The sequence below is a fragment of the Spirosoma aerophilum genome (assembly GCF_054782495.1).
The window spans coordinates 191,393-211,703 of record NZ_BAAGSJ010000013.1 but is presented as its reverse complement, the minus strand read 5'-3'; the positions used below and the strand labels follow the sequence as shown (position 1 = coordinate 211,703).

Below are 20,311 nucleotides of genomic sequence, written 5' to 3'. Positions count from 1 at the left end.
GTCCCTTTTTTTGTTACTTAACCACATTAGATCGGCAGCGATTCGGGCTCCGTTTCGGCAGGCTTTGATTCCGTACCAATTTGCTCCTTCACCTCTTCGGCAACACCTTTGTTCTTGTATGCCTGATAGACGGTCTCGCGTTCGAATGGGCGTTTGCCAATCAAACGAACCAGATCATTTTGGTACAGAATTTCTTTTTCAAGTAGTTCCTTGGCCAAAATCTCCAGAGCGTCTTTATGATCGCTCAACAGCCCTTTTGTACGCTCATAAGCCAAGCTAACAATCTTACGAACCTCGTCGTCAATATGCTTGGCCGTCTCTTCTGAATAAGGCTTATTGAAGTTATAGTCTGACTGCTTGGAGTCATAAAATGACACGTTACCAATCTTATCGTTCATGCCATACATGGTTACCATGCTGTAGGCAAGTTTGGTGATACGTTCCAGATCGCTCAGGGCACCGGTCGATACTTTACCAAAGATCAGGTCTTCAGCAGCTCGGCCTCCTAGTGCCATGCACATTTCGTCCATTAGCTGTTCGGTCCGGTATAAATACTGCTCGCGGGGCAGATACTGGGCATACCCAAGAGCGGCAACACCACGGGGCACGATCGTTACTTTAACGAGTGGATCAGCGTGTTCCAGGTACCAACCCGCAACGGCATGCCCGGCCTCATGATAAGCGACAATCTCTTTTTCTTCCGGCGAGATGATCTTGTTTTTCTTCTCCAGACCACCGATGACGCGATCCATCGCATCCTGGAAGTCTTTCATATCAACGGCCTCTTTATCACTACGGGCTGCAATAAGAGCCGCTTCGTTACAAACGTTGGCAATTTCAGCACCGGCAAATCCAGGTGTCTGAGCCGCTAATTCTTTCGGATCAACATCAGCCGATAATTTGATTGGCTTTAGGTGAACCCGGAAAATCGCTTCCCGACCAATAATATCGGGTTTGTCAATGCTGATCTGACGGTCGAAACGGCCAGGACGCTGCAATGCTGTATCCAGTACGTCGGGGCGGTTGGTTGCTGCCAGGATAATAATGCCTGAATCGGTTGCAAAACCATCCATTTCGACGAGCAGTGAGTTGAGTGTGTTTTCGCGTTCATCATTGGCACCGGGCATAGAACCCCGACCCCGTGAACGACCAACGGCATCAATCTCATCAATGAAGATGATACAGGGTGCTTTTTCTTTGGCTTGTTTAAACAAGTCACGAACGCGGGCAGCGCCTACACCGACGAACATCTCAACAAAATCAGAGCCTGACAGCGAGAAGAACGGAACACCGGCCTCACCAGCTACAGCTTTTGCAAGAAGCGTCTTACCCGTACCCGGAGGGCCGATCAATAAAGCACCTTTCGGTATTTTAGCACCAAGCTTGGTAAATTTGGTTGGATTTTTCAGGTAATCGACAATCTCCTTAATCTCTTCTTTCGCTTCGTCCAGGCCAGCCACATCGTTGAAGGTAATCTTCACCTTATTGTCAGCATCAAAGAGTGCAGCTTTGGATTTACCAATATTAAAGATCTGCCCTCCTGGCCCACCGGCACCAGACATACGACCCAGCAGAAAATACATGGCCAGGATCATAACGATCAGGAAGCCCCATGTGCTGATTATGCTGCCGAAGTCACTTCGGGTTTCAAACTTAAGATCGATTTTTTCATTGTCAGGAAGGTTCTGCTGAAGTTGATCCAAATCTTTCTTGAACGTTTCACCAGAAGCAATCTGAAACTGGAAATGCGGACCCTGACCAGTTCCAAAATACGGTTTGTCGGCAAACCGGCTCTTATATCTTGGGCTCTGAGCAGCTTGCTGCGTGAGGGTCACTTCAGCAATTTTGTCGTTAACGACGATAGCTTCGGCGACCTCATGGTCTTTCACCATTCGCTCAAACTGCTTCTGCGAGATTTCTTGGGTAGCTGAGCTTCGGTTAAAAAATGTAATGCCAAGAATGGCGGCAATCAGCACTGCAACAATCCAGCCCTGAAAGTTGGGCTTACGTGGCCCACCACGGGGTACTAACGGATTTTTATTATTTTCTGCCATTTCCTCAGGTTGTACTAACGGATTTCAAGGGTAACACCGTTTCACGAATGATTGTTTCTACGGCGAGTAGGTTAGGACAAACGGTTTGTCAGCCCCACAAGCGGCCCTAAAAGAGCCTTTTCTATATATAACTGTTTATGAAGTGTTTGGTTAAAAGCTTATTGACAATCAGTCTTTTAAGAAAAGGCATTTAACCAAACACTCACGCTTAGGAGGCTACGGCAAAGTCGTTGTCTTCAATGACCTGAATTTCAGCATCTCCCCAAAGTTGTTCAAGGTCATAGAACGATCGACGATCCTTTTTAAACACGTGAACGACTACATCAACGTAGTCAAGCAAAATCCACTCCCGGTTTAATTTTCCTTCTTTATGCCACGGATCCTGCTTACTTGCCTTGTAGACTTCCTCCTCAACAGACGTTGATATGGCGTCTATTTGTGTGTCGGAATTACCCGAACAAAGAACAAAATAATCGCAGATGGCATTTTTAACTTTGCGCAGGTCCATCACTACAATATCCTGTGCTTTTTTCTCTTGCATACCGCGCACAACGAAATCACGTATCTGCTCGGCGGTAAACTCATTGTTCTTGTTAATTCTCATGCTTTCGGTTTAACATTGCACGATAAGCCAATCAGCGGGTACGTTGCCAAAGGGCCAAGTAAAATAGCCCACCGTATCATTCATTAACTCTCTACTACTAAACTATACAATATTTTGTACAAAATCTATCCCAAAACGCTTTTTATTGGACAAATAATCCAATATCTGCCAAGCTGTCAGTCAACTAACGACGAAGCGGCTGCTTTGATTGCGCAAAAAGACCCTAACGAAGGACTACTTGTCATAACCGATAATCAAATGGCTGGGCGAGGACAGCGGGGCAATCAATGGGAAGCAAAACCGGGCGAAAACCTGACATTCTCGCTGATTCTCAAGCCGGCTTTCTTAATGGCGACAGACCAGTTTTGGTTGAATATGGCCATTTCGCTGGGTATATACGATACATTACAACCGCTCGTAGGCTCTTCACTTCGTATAAAATGGCCCAATGATATTTATGTAGATGATCGAAAACTAGGCGGCATTCTAATCGAAAATACCCTACACGGGTACGGCATTGCCTGGTCGATCGTGGGCATTGGACTGAACGTCAACCAGACAGCCTTCGGTTATGGCACTGCAACCTCCCTGCAAAATGAGTCGCCTTTACCCAACACATACGATCTGCCCGGCTTACTCAGTCGACTGTGCGAAACGCTGGAGCAACGATACCTTCAACTTCTCTCCGGTCAGCGTGAAGCCCTAAAGATTAATTACCTGCAAATCTTATACCGCTACCAGGAAGAACATACGTTTGAAAGCGAGGGGAAGCCCTTCAAAGGGACCATCTGCGGCATTGATGCCAACGGACGATTAGCCATTAGCACCGAGGGCCAAGTAAGGTACTTTGGGTTTAAAGAAGTAAGTTTCACTATATGATGTAGGAAGTAGTCTATACATCCTACATCATATATCCTATATCATTTAATCGCTTCTTCCAGCGGGTCGCCGATACAGCCGCTGGGTTCAAGGATGCCGAGCAGGGCTGTAATAGTTGGGGCAATATCATGAATATGGGTCCGGCGGAGTGTTTGACCGGGTTTAATACCCCATCCATACAGCAAAAAGGGTACGTGCGTATCATAGGCATAGGTGGTACCGTGGGTGGTACCTTTACTGCGCCCCTCAAGCCAGCCCGGCTGCTGCATCACATAGAAATCTCCACTTCGATTTGGGTGATACACATTCCGGAATAAGTTCTCCTGTAAGGTCGGCAACGCTTCGGCACCCAGGTTGTGCAAGTTCACTACGTTGACGATGGCTTTCTGCTTCAAAAGCATTGTCCGCAGCAATTCATACACGTCCTGCATGGCTATTTTCTTTTCCGTCATCAGGGTATGGTTGAGATACACCTGCTGATTAAAATAAGAAAGCATCCATTGACCCGGCCCATAAGCTTTTTCGAGAGTTGATTTTATTGATTCACCTATTTCACCGTACCCACGAAAGCCCGCCGGAATCCGGTTCTGCTGCAGAAAACCCGGTGAATCGACTACGCCGTGGTCGGCTGACAGAAACGCCACCCATTGTCCTTTTCCAACCGTTGCATCCAACTGATTAAACAGTTCGGCCAACTGCAGATCCAGACGGAGATACTGGTCTTCAGTTTCAATAGCGTGTGTACCAAATGCATGACCAATATAATCAGGTGAGGAGAAGCTTACACAAAGCATGTCTGTCACATCCCGCTGGCCTAATTGTTCGCCTTTAAGGGCTGCCAGTGCAAATTCTTTGGTGATCAAATCACCAAAAGGACTGGTACGGAGTGGCTCATACTTACTACCCCCTGCCTGAATGGCAAATGTGTGCGGAAAAACGGATTTCGTCTCCCCCGCCAGTACCGATTCATACGGTTCATCATCAACCGTACTTTCGCTATATTGATTCATGGGCAGTGAAGGCTCCCACTTTTGCGCCAAAAACTGATCTGATAACTTACGGGCATTAAAATCCTGCACCCATTTGGGCAATTCATTTTGATAAAATGTGCTGCTGATGAAGTTACCATCTTTCGAATCGTACCAATAGGCAGCATTGGCAGCATGACCGGCGGGCAATATAGCCCCCCTGTCTTTCAGAGCTATCCCAATGACTTTTGCTCGTCCATCAGTAGCCAGTTTAAGTTGGTCGCCGATGGTAGTAACGAGCAAATTTCTGGGCGACATTTTACCGGCCGTTCCCGTATTTCCAACGGTGTTCACCGTTGTATCTTCGGCACAATACATCAACCGCCCAATGTTCCGCTCATAGAAATCATTACCAACAATACCATTCAGGGCTGGTGCCGATCCGGTGTAGATCGCAGCATGCCCAGGACCGGTATACGTTGCTGCATAATGATAGTGATTGTTGCGGGCATTGAATCCGCCATCCATCATCCGGCGAAAGCCACCAGTGCTGAACTTGTTGTAATAGCGATACAAATAATCATAACGCATCTGGTCTACGACAATGCCAACTACTAATTTTGGTTTAGGCAGCCCCTGCCCTTGACTTATGGTTTTGGGAGCACCGCTTATGGGTTTCTTTGGTTGAGCGTAGGAGGCAGTCAGGACCGATGCCACGACCAGAATGGAAAAGAATAGGCGCATAAAAGCCATTATTATTGAAATATGAGTACTGGCCGCAAAGGTACAAACAAATTGACAGGTCAACGAACCCGTAAATTAAGGGAATATGAACACACCTGAATGAAACCAGAAACCATGAAAGTTCGTATTCCTAATTAACAGTCGATATTGGCAACAATGTTGTTTTATTCAAGTTGACTCAATACCGAATCAGTTTATAGTATCTTATGATTGAGATTACCAACCCGGCTACGTTAGGAATCACAGCCTTGCTTTTCTTCGTAGCTATTTTTGGACGATATGTTTTGTTCTCTCTTGGCTTCTGGTGGCTTTTCAACGTTTCGTTAAAAGACCAGTTTGCTCACAGGGCCGTACAGACTCGTCCCCGCAAAGCCGGTCAGGATTGGCGGGAAATTGGCTGGTCGGTCATTACTTCGCTGATTTTTACGGGTATTGCTCTAGCCGTCATACTGGCCTATCAGGCGGGTTACACAGCAATCTATACCGACATCAACGCGTACCCATTGATCTGGTACCCTATCAGCATCATCGTTGTGCTTTTCATTCACGAGACCTATTACTACTGGCTTCACCGCTGGATGCATCGACCCGGTGTTTATAAACTGGTCCACAAAACACATCACGATAGTATCACTACGTCACCCTGGACGGCTTTTTCCTTCCACCCGACAGAGAGTACGTTACAAGCGATTGTGATTCCGGCCCTGACATTTGTGTTGCCGCTGCACATTTCGGCGGTTGGCCTGATCTTAATAATTATGACGTTATCAAGTGCCATCAATCACTTGAATACAGAGATCTACCCCCAGGATTTCAATCGGCACTGGCTGGGCCGCTGGCTTATCGGCGCTACCCACCACAGCCTCCACCACACTCAATTCCGGTTTAATTACGGTCTTTATTTTACCTTTTGGGATAAGTGGATGAATACCGAAAGCCCGGATTTTCACCGACTGTTTGGGGAGAAAACAAATAAACGAGTGAAGAATGTAGAATGAAAAGTGAAGAGTAACTTGTCCAGTAATTATTCTTCACTTTTCACTCTACATTCTTCACTCGTTTATTTGCTCCGGTCAATCGTATACTGCACCAGCTGATGCAGGGATTGCCGGTAAGGGGATTCCGGGAAGGCATTGAGGAGGGTCTGGGCTTCGGCAACGTACTGATTCATGGCTTGGGTAGCGTATTCAATACCACCCGAGTTTTTGACAAAGGCGATCACTTCATTGACCTTCTTTGGCTTCTCGCTCTCATTTTTGATGATGTTGATGATCCGTCGTTTTTCCAGAAACCCGCTCTTGTTAAGCGCATAGATGAGCGGTAGCGTCATCTTCTTCTCTTTGATATCAATGCCCAGCGGCTTTCCGACTTCGGCCGTTCCGTAATCGAACAGATCGTCTTTTATCTGAAAAGCAATGCCTACTTTCTCCCCGAAAGCGTGTGCCTGTTCAACAATCTCTTTGGCTGCTCCTACCGACCGTGCCCCAACGGCGCAGCAGGCCGCAATGAGCGACGCCGTTTTTTGCCGAATAATCTCGTAATAAATATCCTCCGTGATGTCCAGCCGACGGGCTTTGTACAGTTGTAGCAGTTCGCCTTCGCTCAACTCCCGAACAGCCGTCGACACAATCCGAAGCAAATCGAAATCGTTGTTATCGACGGAAAGTAACAAGCCGCGAGAAAGGAGGTAATCACCTACCAGCACGGCGACTTTATTTTTCCAGAGGGCATTGATAGAGAAAAAACCGCGCCGGTAGTTGGATTCATCCACCACGTCGTCGTGAACGAGGGTGGCCGTATGCAACAACTCAATCAGAGAGGCCCCCCGATACGTAGCTTCTGAAATGGAACCGCATACACCTGCCATTAAAAAAACGAACATGGGACGCAGTTGCTTGCCTTTCCGCTTCACGATGTAGTTCATGATTTGGTCGAGCAGCATAACATCGCTTTTCATTTGCCCTTTAAATTTCTGCTCAAACAATTCCATTTCAGCAGCAATCGGGGCTTGTATATCGGCGACGGTAAGAGGCATTTGGCGTTAATAAGTCGGTGGGTTGATACGTTAATGGGCTGATAACGGGACCGCTCGTGTAGTCAACAAGTAATTAGTACACTATTCTGTTTACGTATTGCTGTATTCACTGACTAACCTTACCAACTAAATTTCCGGCAAGTATACTAAGGAATGAGCAGACGCCGAAAAGCCGTTTAGAAAACCAGACGTCCATTTCATAACTATAGCCTCAGCCATTTCGTTTGTTTATTGAGCGAAAAACGTCAACTTTCCGCAATTGAGTGTTACTAACGTCACTTGATATACTTCGTATGATTGATAACCCCAACCCCTCACTTCCACGTCCTGCCATTCATCCAGCTTCTGCCAATACTCCTCAACGGGCCCTGGTGTTAGGGGGCGGTTCGCTCAAGGGAGCCTTTCAGGTAGGGGCGTCTATGGCCCTATTCGAGTCGGGGTTCGTTCCAGATCAATTGTATGGCATCTCCGTAGGGAGTCTCAATGCTACGTTCATGGCCAATGAAGCCGCCCGCCAGCAAACAGAAACAGGCCAGGTCGATTGGGTAAAAATCGGCAAATATTTGATTGAATTCTGGATTCGCAACATCACGAAACCGGATGATGTTGCCGTAATCCGGTCACGGTTTCGCATGGGATACAATACCCTGATGAGCCGGTTCGATGGATTGCTGGATAATTCGCCCATTCAGAATCTCATTCGCCATCATGTTAACCTGGAAGCCATTAAGAACGGACCTGTGAAGATCAAGGTGGGGGCAGTCGATATTATTGAAGGCGATATGTTCTATGCCGACGCCCATGATCCTCACTTTCTTGATTTCGTGTATGCCAGTAGTTCACTACCGTTTCTGATGCCTGCGGTTCAGATAGGGGGCGATCACCGGCGGGCCTTTTTGGACGGCGGCTTACGGGAAGTGGCTCCCCTTCGGGTGGCCATTGAAGATGGGGCTACTGAAATTGCCTGTGTCGCCTGCCATGCCAAAAAAATTTACAACGAAAAATTCAACTACCGGAACCTGCTCAACCTAATGGATCGGGTGAAAGATATTACGGTCAATCAACTGGTCAATAATGACATTGCCTGGGCCGAACGCTTTGCCAATCGCGAACACCTTAATGGCCGCAACCTCGACTTAACGATCATCCGTCCAACAGAACCGCTTTTCCTGAACATGATGAAGTTTACCTCCGACGATATTGGCCGAATGATCGTGCAGGGCTATCAGGCCGGTACGGATAAACTTAAGCAAAACAGACAGGACGGTAGTACATCGATTTTGCACTAAAATTATCTGGCTTGATAAGGTCCTACTATTAATTTTATATTGTTCCGCTCATCATTATCATCCAAAACGATTACCCGGTACACTTTACCACCAGGTTCAACCCGAACAACCACATGACCTGCCTGGCTTTTTAAACTGGTCAATAAATCACTGATTCCAGTTTTGGCCTCCTCCAGCAGATTAGTAGCAAAGACATCTCGGGGGCCTGGATAAAGCTGCTCCGACAGGAGACGTTCCAGCACCTCGCGACCCGGATGTGAAGCCGCCCAGGCAGGAATGACAAAAACGCGCGGTCTCAACTTTGCCAAAAGTGCTCCATTTTGCGAATCAGCATAGCCATGATGATCAACCAACTGAACATCTACCGGCTCCACTACGGTAGCCAATGGAGTTTCTACATCATGCCAGGCAGGTGCCCCATACTGCAATACCCCTTGAATATCGCCACCAGAGAAGTAATCGAAAGCGCCATACCGGATTTGAAGGGCAATACTGCACATATTTTCGTTCGGAAATTCTGCTGCTTTTAAGGAAGCTAACTCCGGGAAAAGCTGCCGGGAAGTATTCCCCTTACCTGTCCATAAGTCACCGTTCACCATTAGATTCCGAACCTCCACCCGATATTTTTCAGGATCTTTCAGAAGGGAGATTTGTTGATTTCGGCCCGCTACAAACCGCTCCACTTGCAGACCCTTGTTCGCTATTTGCCAATCAAGGAATTTACGGTAATTCATCACCATCGAATCGCCAACGAATGGGCGCGGATAGGCATAGTCCGGCCAGCCACGATCGATTATTTTTCGAATCGGGATATATTCCGCAACTTCCGTAATACCTGCCAGCACATATCCGCCACTTGCCCGTTTCGTTACGTTCAGGGGCGTTCCCATATGATCATCATGGAAATGGGTAATAATAGCGTAATCAATAGCCGGGCGAGGCTGGAAACGAAGTATATGGCGGACATAGCGGGCAATCCATTCGCCCGCCTGGCGATCTGAGCCAGGTTTAACCGGAATATTCCGGGGCTTACTGGTTCGCCAATCCAACGAATTAATGGCTCCAGCGTCAATCAGCAGACTTGTGCCATCCGGAAAGACAATGAATGAGGCATTCCCCTGACCGGTGTTGATGTGGTGAATGTCCAGCTGACCCTCCTTCCAACCGGGCAACGGCTTCCCGACTTGCTGCCCGACGACATGGAGGCTTAATAAGGCTAGAAAACACAGGTGAAGAAGCTTGACAATATGCATTTGAACACAGCTCATTTAAAATAAAGCAGAGACCTCAACTGGTCGGTCAGTGGTCAGAATATCACCGCCCTGATGAACTATCTCCCGGTACCCAGTGGCGGCATCGGTCATAGGTTTTTCATCTAACTGATCCTTTCCATACGTACCCACAGAAGCAAGTATGCCCAATTTATGCAAGCGTTCGTAAAAGGAGATCGGCTGAAGTTTCTGGGGTGTAAGTGCTATCAACCGTCCCTGCGACAAGGGGCTACCTTCAAGCCGCTCCAGATCAACCATGTTGTTTACACCAACAGCTAACCAGAGCGTAGGGTACCGATCCCGCATACGCTGAGCCTCTGCCATGGAATAGCAAATGACAAAGACGGAATGTACAGCCCGATTCATCTCTACTATACGCATGACCTGTAGCGGGTCGGTACCCGGCTTAATATCCAGCGCCAGCATATATCGGTTTTTATTCCACTGGAGCACATCGTCAAAGGTTGGCATTGATTGATGGGTCTGTTCGCCGGACAGGGTTTTCAGCCTGACTTTTTTCAGTTCCTGGATAGTTTTTTGGGCTACCGGTCCATTGGCATCCGATTCCCGATCCAGGGTTGGATCGTGCAGCAACACATAATGACTATCCACGGTCATTCGTACGTCCATTTCGATAATAGCGTTGGGCAAAATCTTCGCCACCTTCTCGAAAGTTTCAATGGAATTCTCAGTATCTGTCGCCCCTGGGCCACCCCGATGGGCGAGAATAAGCGGATGCTTACGAACTGATTTGGGAGAGAAGAAAGCATCAATCGACTGACTGTTGTTAAACCGATTGAGTGATTGTGTCATGCCTTCATTTACGATGAGGGCCATTAACAATAAGACTAAACACGTTTTCATACGGCTCTTGCGGGAAACAAAAAATCCCCCGTCACAATTACTGTGCGGGGGATTTTTGCATAAATCAGCAAATGATTAGAACGAGTAACGAACGCCAAGCTGAGCCTGCCAAACGTTATCGATCGTAATACTTTTCACAAATGAATCTTTCAACAGAACAGTACTACCATTGATATTCTGCGTACCCAGACGATACGAAGGAACACCAGCAGCACTAAGGCTTGCCAAAGAAATAGGCTGCGTAGATGTATTTGCATTACCTACACCCCACTTGTTGTTGATCATGTTTCCAACGTTCAGGATGTCGGCACGGAACTGGATCGTATGACGCGTACCTTTAGCTCCGGTTGCAATGTAAAACTCCTGAATTGCCGTGAAGTCGAAACGGGTGAGCCAGGGAGCATAACCACCATTTCGCTCAGCGTACTGTCCACGACGAGTTTTCAAATAGTCGTTATTCTCGATGTAGGCATCAAAAGCGGCTTGCTGCTGTTCTGGCGAGAACGTCTGTGCTGCGGCACCCGAACCTACAGTAAGCGGTGAAAAGGTGAGTTCCGAAGCGCTCTTAGGTACATAGATCAGATCATTTGTTGTCTGGCCATCGCCGTTCAGGTCACCACCCACTACGTACGATACTTTGTAGCCGCTGGTCGACTGTGTACCTAGGGTAAAGGTCGTTGATCCGCCAAACTTACCACCGTAGTTCAGGCGGTAGTTTACGTAACCGATGATCCGGTGGCGCAGGTCATTATCAGCAAAGGAAACGCCCAAATAGTTTTGACCCTGTACGCCAGGAATGTTGGCCTGTACTGTGCTACCAACCGATTGTAAATCTCTGGCCAGACCATACGTGTAAGCCAGCATACCGCCAAAGCCATTCGACGTTGGTTTTTCCAGTTTAGCTGTGAAGGTATAGGCATCACCCTGATTCGCGTTTTTCAGAATAAAGGCGTTCGTAACTGCGGTGTTGTAGAAACGGGCAATGTTCACCGTGTTGTTAGCACCCGAACCCGAGCTGGCAACGCCGGATGCAGGGAAACGACCGCGCGTATCTGCACCACTCAATGTACGATCCGGCGCTTTCAGGTTGGCATCGATGTAGCGCAGACCCTGAAGCGTTTTGTTGTAAATCACTTCGAGCGTTCCAACTAAGCCCCATGGTAACCGCTGGTCAATAGCCAAGTTAGTTTTCCACACGAGCGGGTATTTCAGGTTCGGGTCTGTAGCGTTGATAACGTAAGGAGGCAGTTTTGTAATATCGGTCGTATTAGGCACGAATCGGCTTGGGTCCGTGGTAAACGGGTAAGCCGTTGTGTTGGTAACGTTAATAACAGCTGTGTTCACACCGTTGTTACCCAACTGGTTCGATACCAGCACTTCAGGAATACGGGATACGAAGAAACCACTACCACCACGCAGCTGGGTCATTTTATCACCTTTTACGTCCCAGTTGAAGCCAACACGGGGCGAAATCAGCAAACGAGCTTTTGGAAAAGCACCGGTGTTGATACCGTAATTGGCTCCATTCTCATCGCGGAAATTAAGGGCACCAACCACCGGGTTGTAGAAATCCTTAGCCGTCGAATTATCGTAGGCGAAGATATCAGCGCGAACACCAGCCGTCAGTTTGAAATTTGGCCGTACCTGGAATTCGTCCTGAATGTAGGCGCTATAAGTGTTCCGGTTCAGCGTTTGCAGCGGCTCAGCACCACCGGGTAGCAGCGAATAACGCAGGTTGTAACGAGCTGCCGATACAGGCGAAGTCGTTGCATTTGGGTTGTCCAGGAACGCCTGCGCTGCAGTTTTGAAATCGGCAATCGAGTTGTATACATACACGCCGTTCGAAGCCGGGAAGAATACGTTGTTCGATGTAAACTTCTCGTACGAAAGGCCCAGCGTCAGCGTATGGTTACCCGCAAAATAGCTGAAGTTATCCGTGATATTCAGTGTCGAATAGTTCAGCTTGTTGTTCGGCGTGAACGGGTCAAAACCAACCGTCGTGTAGGTTGTATTGTCCTTCAGGATATCGATTGTTGGAAATACAGCCGTCTTATAGGTACGATCTTCGATCTGCTTGTTGTAGGTTGCCACCAGTTTGTTGGCAAACTTACCACTAAAGGTAGAGTTTAACTCAGCTGCGATAGACCGGGTGTTGTCAGCAATGATGTAACCCGTATTTTCGGCAGAAAGCGCCAGTTGTGAGTTGGTGCGGTTACCATTACCAGCCGTGTTGCTGCTGTTACTGTTGCTGATGATCTGTCCTGACTCCGAATCGTGGTGCGAGTAACGTACCGACAATTTGTGGTTGTCATTGATATTATAATCCAGACGAATCAACCCTTTTGTACTTTTTACTTCGTTATTGAAGTTATCAAAAGCGCCCAGTGAGTAATTGAATTTCGACTGCATGAACTGATTCAGATCCGTTAAATCAGCTTCCGTTACCCGAGATACGTTACCGGTCGTTCCTGCGCCACGGTTAACTACCCAATCCAGAGCAGGCTGGCTGCTTTTGAACTGCTCCACGTTAGCGAAGAAGAACAGTTTGTTTTTGATGATTGGACCACCAATCCGGAAACCGGTTGTTTTCTGGTCAATCGTTACCGGAGGCAGATCTTTGCCATCCGCTTGCTTACCTGCCAGGCTATTGTTGCGGAATAAATGGTAAACAGAGCCCGAAAAATCATTCGTACCGGAACGCGTTACAGCGTTGATACTTGCACCCGAGAAGCCGGTCTGGCGAACGTCGAAAGGCGCTACGTTCAGCTGAACTTCGTCAAGCGCGTCGAGCGATACGGCCGTTGTACCTGTCCGGCCACCAGCTGAGGCACTGTTACCTAAACCGAAACCGTTATTGAATACAGCGCCGTCAATCGTAATATTATTAAAACGGGCATCCTGACCACCAAACGACTGTCCGTTACCATACGCGTTATACTTGGTGATGTCAGCAATGGTACGGCCAAGGGTTGGGATCGTATTGATCGTTGCCCGGCCATATGAGGCAGCGGCACCCGTACGGTTCGAGCTAATGATACCATTTTGGTTACCCGAAACAACTATTTCTGATAACTGTGTGCTGTTATCAGCCATTTTAAAACTGACGTCGGATGAAGTACCCAGGTTTGTAAACACACCTTCTACAACCTGATCTTTGAAGCCTACAAACGTGGCTGTCACTTTAAACGGACCACCTACGCGAACGCCGGGAAGGGTATAACGCCCGGATGCGTTGGTCGTTGTACCGTAGCGGCTACCCGATGGTTCGTGGATGGCTACAACCGTAGCACCCGGCAAAACTCCGCCCTTATCATCGGTTACGAGGCCATTAATAACGGATGTCGTTACCTGAGCCATGGCATTGCTCCCACCGAGCACCGCCATTAGAATACTGCCGATCAGCAAAAATGCTACTCGAAATTGCAGTAGTTTTTTAGACATAGAAGTGTTTGTTAGTTGTTAAATTCTTGAAGGTATTCGCTTCGTTACGTTTCTAATTTAACGACAAATATGAGTCATTTTTTTGAGCTGTTTAATAGGTAGTCTTAAAAAAGTACCACTATTTACTAGACTATAGACTAAATTCTAAGAATAACCCAATTATAGTTAAAATACATTCTATAATAGTCTATTACTAAATTGTTAAGCCCACATAACCACTCACATAGCTTCATGCGTTTACAGAACCATTCCGCTTAAAGTGATGTACATCTATGAGCCGTTCCTTGCGTCTATCTCCTAATTCTATCTTAGTTTTGTCTCGTTATGATGTTAACAGAAACAACAGCTTTTAAGCTTACCCAATACAGTCATGGAGCGGGTTGCGGATGCAAGATCTCGCCCAAAATCCTGGATAAGATTCTGCACGGCCAAACAAGTGGCCCCAGCAGCGCAACCGCCGATTCCATCTCGTTGCTGACACCCTCCCCTACTCCGTCTACGCTGCTGGTGGGAAACGACGCCCGCGATGATGCCGCTGTACTCGACATCGGTAATGGAGAGGCCATTATTAGTACTACCGACTTTTTCATGCCCATCGTCGATGATGCGTATGATTTTGGACGAATTGCATCAGCTAATGCCATCAGCGATGTCTACGCTATGGGGGGCGAGCCCATTATGGCCATTGCTATTCTGGGCTGGCCACTCGATAAACTCCCGCCCGAAGTGGCCGCACAAGTTCTCGAAGGCTCCAGAGCCATTTGCCGCGAAGCTGGCATTCCACTGGCCGGGGGCCATAGCATTGACTCCCCCGAACCCATCTTCGGACTGGCTGTTACCGGACGAGTCCGGCTCGATCATCTAAAGCAGAATAATACCGCAACGGAGGGTTGTAAATTGTATCTGACCAAACCAGTTGGTGTAGGCATTCTGACAACAGCTCAGAAAAAGGGAATTCTGAAACCCGAACATGCCGACATAGCCCCCAACCAAATGGTAAAGCTCAATAGCTTTGGTGCGGTCCTGGGAAAACTCCCCTATGTAAAAGCCCTTACCGACGTAACGGGCTTTGGCTTACTGGGGCACCTCACCGAAATGGCAGAGGGCGCTGGCTTGAGTGCTGTTCTTTCTTTTGAAGATGTACCCCGCCTACCGATGATCGAGGAATACCTGGCTCAGAAAAGTTTTCCGGGCGGCACAATTCGCAATTGGGACAGTTACGGCCACAAGATCAGTGAACTGACCGAGACCCAGAAATATATGCTCGCCGACCCTCAAACATCGGGCGGGTTATTAATTGCGGTTGAATCCGGCAGTTCAACCGAGTTTGAACGCGTAGCCCGCGAAAACGGCTTCGACCTGAAAAGCTTCGGTGAACTGATTGAGCAACGTGAAAAAGTAGTTTATGTACATTAAAGAGTGAAAGAGCGAAAGAATGAAAGAGCGGATATATGCATCAGACCGCTCTTTCATTCTTTCACTCTTTCACTCTTTCACTCTTGAAGTCGATGAAATTATTCTTCCGTCAAACCGGCGAAACCGGGCCGGCCATTGTTATTTTACACGGTCTTTTTGGTTCCTCAGATAACTGGCTGACCATCAGCAAAACGATTGCCGCTCTAGGGTATCGCGTGTTTCTTATCGACCAGCGAAATCATGGTCAATCGCCCCGCGCCGATGATCAGGATTATCAGAATATGGCCGCCGATCTGCATGAGTTTTTGATCGATCATCAAATTGAGCAACCCATTCTGGTTGGTCATTCGATGGGGGGTAAAACGGTTATGCAATACGCCATGTCGTACCCGCACTCGTTCGATAAACTGGTTGTGGTCGATATTGCGCCCAAATTTTACCCGATCCATCACGCTGAGCTTATCCGTGGGTTGAAAGCGATCAATTTATTGGGGATCAAAAGCCGAACGGAGGCCGATGCTGTTTTACAGGCCTACGAACCTATTTTATCCGTTCGGCAGTTCCTGCTCAAAAACTTGTACCGAAACGATCAGGGCGTGTTCGACTGGCGACTGAATATCCCCGTTATCGAACGGGAGTTGCATGGCATAGGCGAAGAGTTGACCAATCCCAGTATCGTAAACGATCCTACTTTATTTATCCGGGGCAGCGAATCGCCTTACATTCTGGACGAAGACATCCCCAACATCAAGCGCATTTTCCCAAACGCCCGGATCGAAACCATTCAGGGTGTTGGCCATTGGGTACAGGCCGAAAAGCCCGCTGAGTTTGTTGATATGTTGATGACGTTTATCCACTCCAATAATCAGGCGGCAAAGGCATAAGCGAGACGTATTGCAAGCCAGCGTATTCTTTATGGCCGGTGCGGCTTACCTTTGCGCTCTTTGCGTTAAATCATATGCCAACTTTATATCTCATTCCTACTCTACTCGCCGATGATACCGCCGAGCAGGTGCTTCCGCCACACATCCGGAACGTTATCGAAAAAACGGACGCCTATTTTGTCGAAAACGCCCGCTCAGCCCGTCGGTTTATCAGTGGTTTGAAGACTAGCCGCGTCATTGACGAAACAACATTTTTCGATCTTGATAAAGACACCCCCGCTGCCGACACCCGGCGGCAGATTCAGGAGCTGATGGAGCGAAAACGGAATGCCGGTGTTTTGTCGGAAGCGGGTTGCCCTGGTGTTGCTGATCCTGGCTCTGTGGTTGTAACCATGGCGCACACACTGGGCTGGCGGGTAGAGCCACTGGTTGGCCCATCGTCGATTTTACTGGCCCTGATGGCCTCGGGCATGAGCGGACAGTCCTTTGTGTTTCATGGGTACCTACCCATCGAACGGCAGGACCGAGCCCGCGCCATACGTTTTCTGGAAAAAGAAGCACTGGAACGTCGGCAGACCCAGATTTTCATGGAAACGCCCTACCGGAACGATGCCCTTTTTGCCGATACCCTGGCGAATTGTCAGGGTAATACCCGCTTGTGTGTCGCCTGTAATCTCACCGCTCCTGACGCATTCGTTCGTACGATGACAATAAAGGAATGGAAAACACAGGTCCCCGATTTACGCAAAAAACCAACGGTGTTTCTACTTTTGTAATAAATAGTCAGTAAGCGGCTTCGCCTAAGTCGGTAAGTCAGTAAGTATAGGCTACGAGCAACCCGTGCATCGCCCACTTACCGACTTAGGCGAAGCCGCTTACCGACTTACCGACTTACCGACTTACCGACTTACCAACTCCTTTATGATTCAAACCTTCGAATTCTCTCCTTTTCACGAAAACACCTACGTCATTGCTGACGATACAACAGGTGATGCCGTCATCATTGACCCTGGTTGTTATGAACAGGCTGAAAAGGAAGCACTCGGTCGGTTTATTGATAGCCATAAGTTCACCATTAAGTACCTCCTGCTCACACATTCCCATCTGGACCATGTGTTTGGCGTAGCCTATGTGAAGCGAAAATTCAACGTGAAAGCCTACCTGCACGAATCTGACATGGTAATTTTTAATGATGTGCCGACTCGCTGTGCGATTTATGGATTGCGTGGCTACGAGCCATCGACCATCGACGGGCATATAAAAGAAGGTGATCAGTTTACGTTTGGTAATACGGTTTTAGATGTTCTCTTTGTACCGGGTCACGCGCCGGGTCATGTGGCTTTTGTCAACCATGCAGAACGGTATATAATTGGTGGAGATGTTCTCTTTAACGGAAGTGTTGGCCGCACCGACTTTCCATACTGTAACCACGCCGACCTCATCAACAGCATACGAACCAAGTTTTTCACCCTTCCTGACGACTATGTGGTGTATGCAGGCCACATGGAACCAACAACGATTGGTCAGGAGAAACGCACGAACCCCTTTGTTAAAGAAATGAAGAATTAAAATGAGGGTTACCGAGTAAAATCGGCATTCGACCCGTATTCATGTATAAATCTTCATTTTTCATTTATGAACGCCTTACTCAAACACCTTCCCAATGCCATGACCTGCGGCAATTTGCTGTGTGGTTGTATCGGTATGGTAATGGCCCTGCGAGGTCATCTGGATACAGCTGCCTGGTTAATTGGATTAGCCGCTATTCTTGATTTTGGCGATGGGTTTGTAGCCCGAATGGTAAAGGTCTCCGGCCCATTTGGCAAAGAGCTTGATTCCCTGGCTGATGTCGTCACCTTTGGTGCCCTCCCAGCCATGATCGTTTTTCAACTTTGCTGGTTTCAGGACTTGGGAGCCATTTCGTACGGTGCTTTTTTGATTGCGGTTTTGTCGGCTTTACGGCTGGCCAATTTCAATATCGACACCCGTCAGTCGGAATCCTTCATTGGCCTGCCGGTTCCGGCCAATGCCATGCTCATTGGTGCTTTCCCCCTTATGGAACGCTATCAGCCTCAGTTCGATTCAATCTGGAAAAATGACATTGCCCTGGGGATGATGATCGCTTTTTCGTTCATGCTCGTATCGGAACTTCCCCTTTTTGCACTAAAATTTAAGACCTTTGGCTGGGCCGAAAACCGCATTAAATTCAGTTTTCTGATAGCTTCCGCGTTGCTATTGCTATTTTTGCACTTTGCAGCCATTCCATTAATTATTCTTCTTTACATTCTTGTTTCACTTTTTTCGAAAGACCGAAAGAGCGAAAGAGTGAAAGAGTGAAGAAGCGAGAAAATAAGTTAAATAGCTTTTATTCTTTCGCTCCTTCACTCTTCTACCCTTTCAGCCTTTCGCTCTTTTACTCTTTATAATGAAATACATCGCTGAAATTAACATCATGACTCGCTCGGAGATCCTGGACCCCCAGGGCAAAGCTGTCAAACTGGGACTTCATAACCTGCACATGGATACAATCGACAATGTTCGTATTGGCAAACACATTCGCCTGGAAGTAGATGCCGCCAGTGAAGAGGAAGCCCGTACCACAGTCGATGCTGCCTGCCGTCAATTGCTGGCTAATTTGATTATGGAGGAGTATTCTTTTGAACTCCATACGGCTTAATCAGGTCGTGGTTTTGTTTTCGTTTAACGGGCAACTCTGTTATTGTGGCTGCTTACTGCCCTAAAAGTGCTACGTTTACGATCTATTTGACAAGTTGAAAATGAATACGGTTTACTCCAGTATTAAAGGGCTAGGCTTTTACGTGCCAGATAATGTTGTCACGAATGATGACCTGACCCAGTATATGGATACTTCCGACGCCTGGATTCAGGAACGAACGGGTATCAAACAACGGCGGTATTTTACATACGGAAAAGACACAAATGCCAGCATGGCTACGGCCGCATCGCGTATGGCACTCGACCGAGCCGGGTTGGAGGCTTCAGCGGTTGACCTCATTGTCTATGCCACTATAACGCCGGACTATTATTTTCCGGGCTCGGCTTTTTTGATGCAGCGTGAGTTAGGCTTGGATGGCATCGGTGTGATTGATATTCGCAACCAGTGCTCCGGTTTCGTTTATGCGCTTTCTATAGCTGATCAGTTTATTAGAACGGGCATGTACAAAACCATTCTGGTGGTTGGCTCAGAAATACAGTCTTCATTACTCAACAAAAGTAATGAAGGTCGCGGGGTAGCCGTCATTTTTGGCGATGGAGCGGGTGCTGCTGTTGTACAAGCCACCACTGATCCTGAGCACCGTATTCTCTCGACTCACCTCCATGCTGATGGACGATACGCCGAGGAACTCTATATACGTGACCCCGGTAGTAGCCGCGATGGTCAGTGGATAACCGAAGCAACCGTAGCAGAGGGAAATTACAACGTTACCATGAATGGTAATGCCGTATTCAAACATGCGGTCGTTCGATTTATGGAAGTGATTAATGAAAGTCTGACGGCCAATGGTTTCCAACCCGATGACCTTTCATTATTGGTACCCCACCAGGCAAATATTCGTATTTCGGGCTATGTGCAGCAACAAATGAATTTGCCCGACGAAAAGGTATTTAATAACATTCAGCAGTACGGCAATACCACGGCAGCCTCCATCCCCATCGCCCTGACCGAAGCTTTCGAGCAAGGTCGAATCAAACCCGGTGATCTGGTCTGCCTAGCCGCCTTTGGCAGCGGCTTCACCTGGGCTTCGGCCTTGATGAAGTGGTGAAAATAGTCGGTAAGTGGCTTCGCCTAAGTTGGCAAGTCAGTAAGTTGATAAGTCAGTAAGTCAGTAAGTCAGTAAGT

The 20,311-nt window shown here is 47.8% G+C and carries 17 protein-coding genes; 10 read left to right on the top strand and 7 right to left on the bottom strand.

The genetic code is table 11. The features are described 5' to 3' along the window. Positions 1 to 26: 26 nt before the first annotated feature. Together ftsH and rsfS are read right to left on the bottom strand one after the other, a co-directional pair. Positions 27 to 2,054, bottom strand: coding sequence for an ATP-dependent zinc metalloprotease FtsH (ftsH, locus tag ACYVK4_RS12420; protein ID WP_461127834.1), 2,028 nt, complete (start codon positions 2,052 to 2,054; stop codon positions 27 to 29). A gap of 208 nt (positions 2,055 to 2,262) precedes the next feature. Continuing rightward, positions 2,263 to 2,658: a ribosome silencing factor gene (gene rsfS, locus ACYVK4_RS12415; RefSeq protein ID WP_461127833.1), complete on the bottom strand. Its 396-nt coding sequence runs from the start codon at positions 2,656 to 2,658 to the stop codon at positions 2,263 to 2,265. 114 nt (positions 2,659 to 2,772) lie between these two features. Here rsfS and ACYVK4_RS12410 point away from each other — a divergent pair, with 114 nt between their 5' ends. Beyond that, a complete protein-coding gene (locus ACYVK4_RS12410; RefSeq protein WP_461127832.1) occupies positions 2,773 to 3,537 on the top strand; it encodes a biotin--[acetyl-CoA-carboxylase] ligase in 765 nt (254 codons plus the stop codon). A gap of 41 nt (positions 3,538 to 3,578) precedes the next feature. Here ACYVK4_RS12410 and pafA read toward each other — a convergent pair whose 3' ends face one another. After that, complete coding sequence (gene pafA, locus ACYVK4_RS12405; protein WP_461127831.1) at positions 3,579 to 5,249, bottom strand: alkaline phosphatase PafA; 1,671 nt, start codon at positions 5,247 to 5,249, stop codon at positions 3,579 to 3,581. Between the two features lie 206 nt (positions 5,250 to 5,455). Between pafA and ACYVK4_RS12400 the strand changes: the two genes are divergently transcribed. Next, complete coding sequence (locus ACYVK4_RS12400; protein WP_461127830.1) at positions 5,456 to 6,247, top strand: sterol desaturase family protein; 792 nt, start codon at positions 5,456 to 5,458, stop codon at positions 6,245 to 6,247. 62 nt (positions 6,248 to 6,309) lie between these two features. Here the strand turns inward: ACYVK4_RS12400 and ACYVK4_RS12395 are convergent, their stop codons facing one another. Beyond that, positions 6,310 to 7,284 (bottom strand): polyprenyl synthetase family protein, encoded by a 975-nt coding sequence (locus ACYVK4_RS12395; protein WP_461127829.1) that lies wholly within the window; start codon positions 7,282 to 7,284, stop codon positions 6,310 to 6,312. A 293-nt stretch (positions 7,285 to 7,577) separates the two neighbouring features. On the opposite strand from ACYVK4_RS12395, the gene ACYVK4_RS12390 reads away from it, so the two are divergent. After that, positions 7,578 to 8,573: a patatin-like phospholipase family protein gene (locus ACYVK4_RS12390; RefSeq protein WP_461127828.1), complete on the top strand. Its 996-nt coding sequence runs from the start codon at positions 7,578 to 7,580 to the stop codon at positions 8,571 to 8,573. A 2-nt stretch (positions 8,574 to 8,575) separates the two neighbouring features. Here ACYVK4_RS12390 and ACYVK4_RS12385 read toward each other — a convergent pair whose 3' ends face one another. From ACYVK4_RS12385 to ACYVK4_RS12375, 3 genes are all read right to left on the bottom strand, one after another. Then, positions 8,576 to 9,826, bottom strand: coding sequence for a ComEC/Rec2 family competence protein (locus ACYVK4_RS12385; RefSeq protein ID WP_461127827.1), 1,251 nt, complete (start codon positions 9,824 to 9,826; stop codon positions 8,576 to 8,578). A 15-nt stretch (positions 9,827 to 9,841) separates the two neighbouring features. Further along, positions 9,842 to 10,708, bottom strand: a complete 867-nt coding sequence (locus tag ACYVK4_RS12380; RefSeq protein WP_461127826.1) for a glycerophosphodiester phosphodiesterase family protein — start codon at positions 10,706 to 10,708, stop codon at positions 9,842 to 9,844. Between the two features lie 75 nt (positions 10,709 to 10,783). Then, positions 10,784 to 14,149, bottom strand: a complete 3,366-nt coding sequence (locus ACYVK4_RS12375) for a TonB-dependent receptor (protein WP_461127825.1) — start codon at positions 14,147 to 14,149, stop codon at positions 10,784 to 10,786. Between the two features lie 324 nt (positions 14,150 to 14,473). Here ACYVK4_RS12375 and selD point away from each other — a divergent pair, with 324 nt between their 5' ends. From selD to ACYVK4_RS12340, 7 genes are all read left to right on the top strand, one after another. Further along, complete coding sequence (selD, locus tag ACYVK4_RS12370) at positions 14,474 to 15,565, top strand: selenide, water dikinase SelD (protein ID WP_461127824.1); 1,092 nt, start codon at positions 14,474 to 14,476, stop codon at positions 15,563 to 15,565. A gap of 92 nt (positions 15,566 to 15,657) precedes the next feature. Next, positions 15,658 to 16,449: an alpha/beta fold hydrolase gene (locus ACYVK4_RS12365; RefSeq protein WP_461127823.1), complete on the top strand. Its 792-nt coding sequence runs from the start codon at positions 15,658 to 15,660 to the stop codon at positions 16,447 to 16,449. Positions 16,450 to 16,523: 74 nt separating this feature from the next. Further along, on the top strand, positions 16,524 to 17,225 hold the full coding sequence (locus ACYVK4_RS12360; protein WP_461127822.1) for an SAM-dependent methyltransferase: 702 nt from the start codon (positions 16,524 to 16,526) through the stop codon (positions 17,223 to 17,225). Positions 17,226 to 17,370: 145 nt separating this feature from the next. Further along, the gene (locus ACYVK4_RS12355) at positions 17,371 to 18,018 is read left to right on the top strand and encodes an MBL fold metallo-hydrolase (protein ID WP_461129591.1); all 648 of its coding nucleotides are present in this window, start codon (positions 17,371 to 17,373) and stop codon (positions 18,016 to 18,018) included. A gap of 66 nt (positions 18,019 to 18,084) precedes the next feature. Beyond that, positions 18,085 to 18,786: a CDP-diacylglycerol--serine O-phosphatidyltransferase gene (gene pssA / locus ACYVK4_RS12350; RefSeq protein ID WP_461127821.1), complete on the top strand. Its 702-nt coding sequence runs from the start codon at positions 18,085 to 18,087 to the stop codon at positions 18,784 to 18,786. Between the two features lie 88 nt (positions 18,787 to 18,874). Next, positions 18,875 to 19,126, top strand: a complete 252-nt coding sequence (gene purS, locus ACYVK4_RS12345) for a phosphoribosylformylglycinamidine synthase subunit PurS (RefSeq protein WP_461127820.1) — start codon at positions 18,875 to 18,877, stop codon at positions 19,124 to 19,126. A gap of 100 nt (positions 19,127 to 19,226) precedes the next feature. Next, positions 19,227 to 20,234, top strand: coding sequence for a 3-oxoacyl-ACP synthase III family protein (locus tag ACYVK4_RS12340; RefSeq protein ID WP_461127819.1), 1,008 nt, complete (start codon positions 19,227 to 19,229; stop codon positions 20,232 to 20,234). The last annotated feature ends 77 nt before the right edge of the window (positions 20,235 to 20,311 follow it).

Bases quoted from the DNA above. Each gene is read 5' to 3' on its own strand.
- ftsH (WP_461127834.1), bottom strand. From the start codon at position 2,054: ATGGCAGAAAATAATAAAAATCCGTTAGTACCCCGTGGTGGGCCACGT.
- rsfS (WP_461127833.1), bottom strand. From the start codon at position 2,658: ATGAGAATTAACAAGAACAATGAGTTTACCGCCGAGCAGATACGTGAT.
- pafA (WP_461127831.1), bottom strand. From the start codon at position 5,249: ATGCGCCTATTCTTTTCCATTCTGGTCGTGGCATCGGTCCTGACTGCC.
- ACYVK4_RS12400 (WP_461127830.1), top strand. From the start codon at position 5,456: ATGATTGAGATTACCAACCCGGCTACGTTAGGAATCACAGCCTTGCTT.
- ACYVK4_RS12395 (WP_461127829.1), bottom strand. From the start codon at position 7,284: ATGCCTCTTACCGTCGCCGATATACAAGCCCCGATTGCTGCTGAAATG.
- ACYVK4_RS12390 (WP_461127828.1), top strand. From the start codon at position 7,578: ATGATTGATAACCCCAACCCCTCACTTCCACGTCCTGCCATTCATCCA.
- ACYVK4_RS12385 (WP_461127827.1), bottom strand. From the start codon at position 9,826: ATGCATATTGTCAAGCTTCTTCACCTGTGTTTTCTAGCCTTATTAAGC.
- ACYVK4_RS12380 (WP_461127826.1), bottom strand. From the start codon at position 10,708: ATGAAAACGTGTTTAGTCTTATTGTTAATGGCCCTCATCGTAAATGAA.
- ACYVK4_RS12375 (WP_461127825.1), bottom strand. From the start codon at position 14,149: ATGTCTAAAAAACTACTGCAATTTCGAGTAGCATTTTTGCTGATCGGC.
- selD (WP_461127824.1), top strand. From the start codon at position 14,474: ATGATGTTAACAGAAACAACAGCTTTTAAGCTTACCCAATACAGTCAT.
- ACYVK4_RS12365 (WP_461127823.1), top strand. From the start codon at position 15,658: ATGAAATTATTCTTCCGTCAAACCGGCGAAACCGGGCCGGCCATTGTT.
- ACYVK4_RS12360 (WP_461127822.1), top strand. From the start codon at position 16,524: ATGCCAACTTTATATCTCATTCCTACTCTACTCGCCGATGATACCGCC.
- ACYVK4_RS12355 (WP_461129591.1), top strand. From the start codon at position 17,371: ATGATTCAAACCTTCGAATTCTCTCCTTTTCACGAAAACACCTACGTC.
- pssA (WP_461127821.1), top strand. From the start codon at position 18,085: ATGAACGCCTTACTCAAACACCTTCCCAATGCCATGACCTGCGGCAAT.
- purS (WP_461127820.1), top strand. From the start codon at position 18,875: ATGAAATACATCGCTGAAATTAACATCATGACTCGCTCGGAGATCCTG.
- ACYVK4_RS12340 (WP_461127819.1), top strand. From the start codon at position 19,227: ATGAATACGGTTTACTCCAGTATTAAAGGGCTAGGCTTTTACGTGCCA.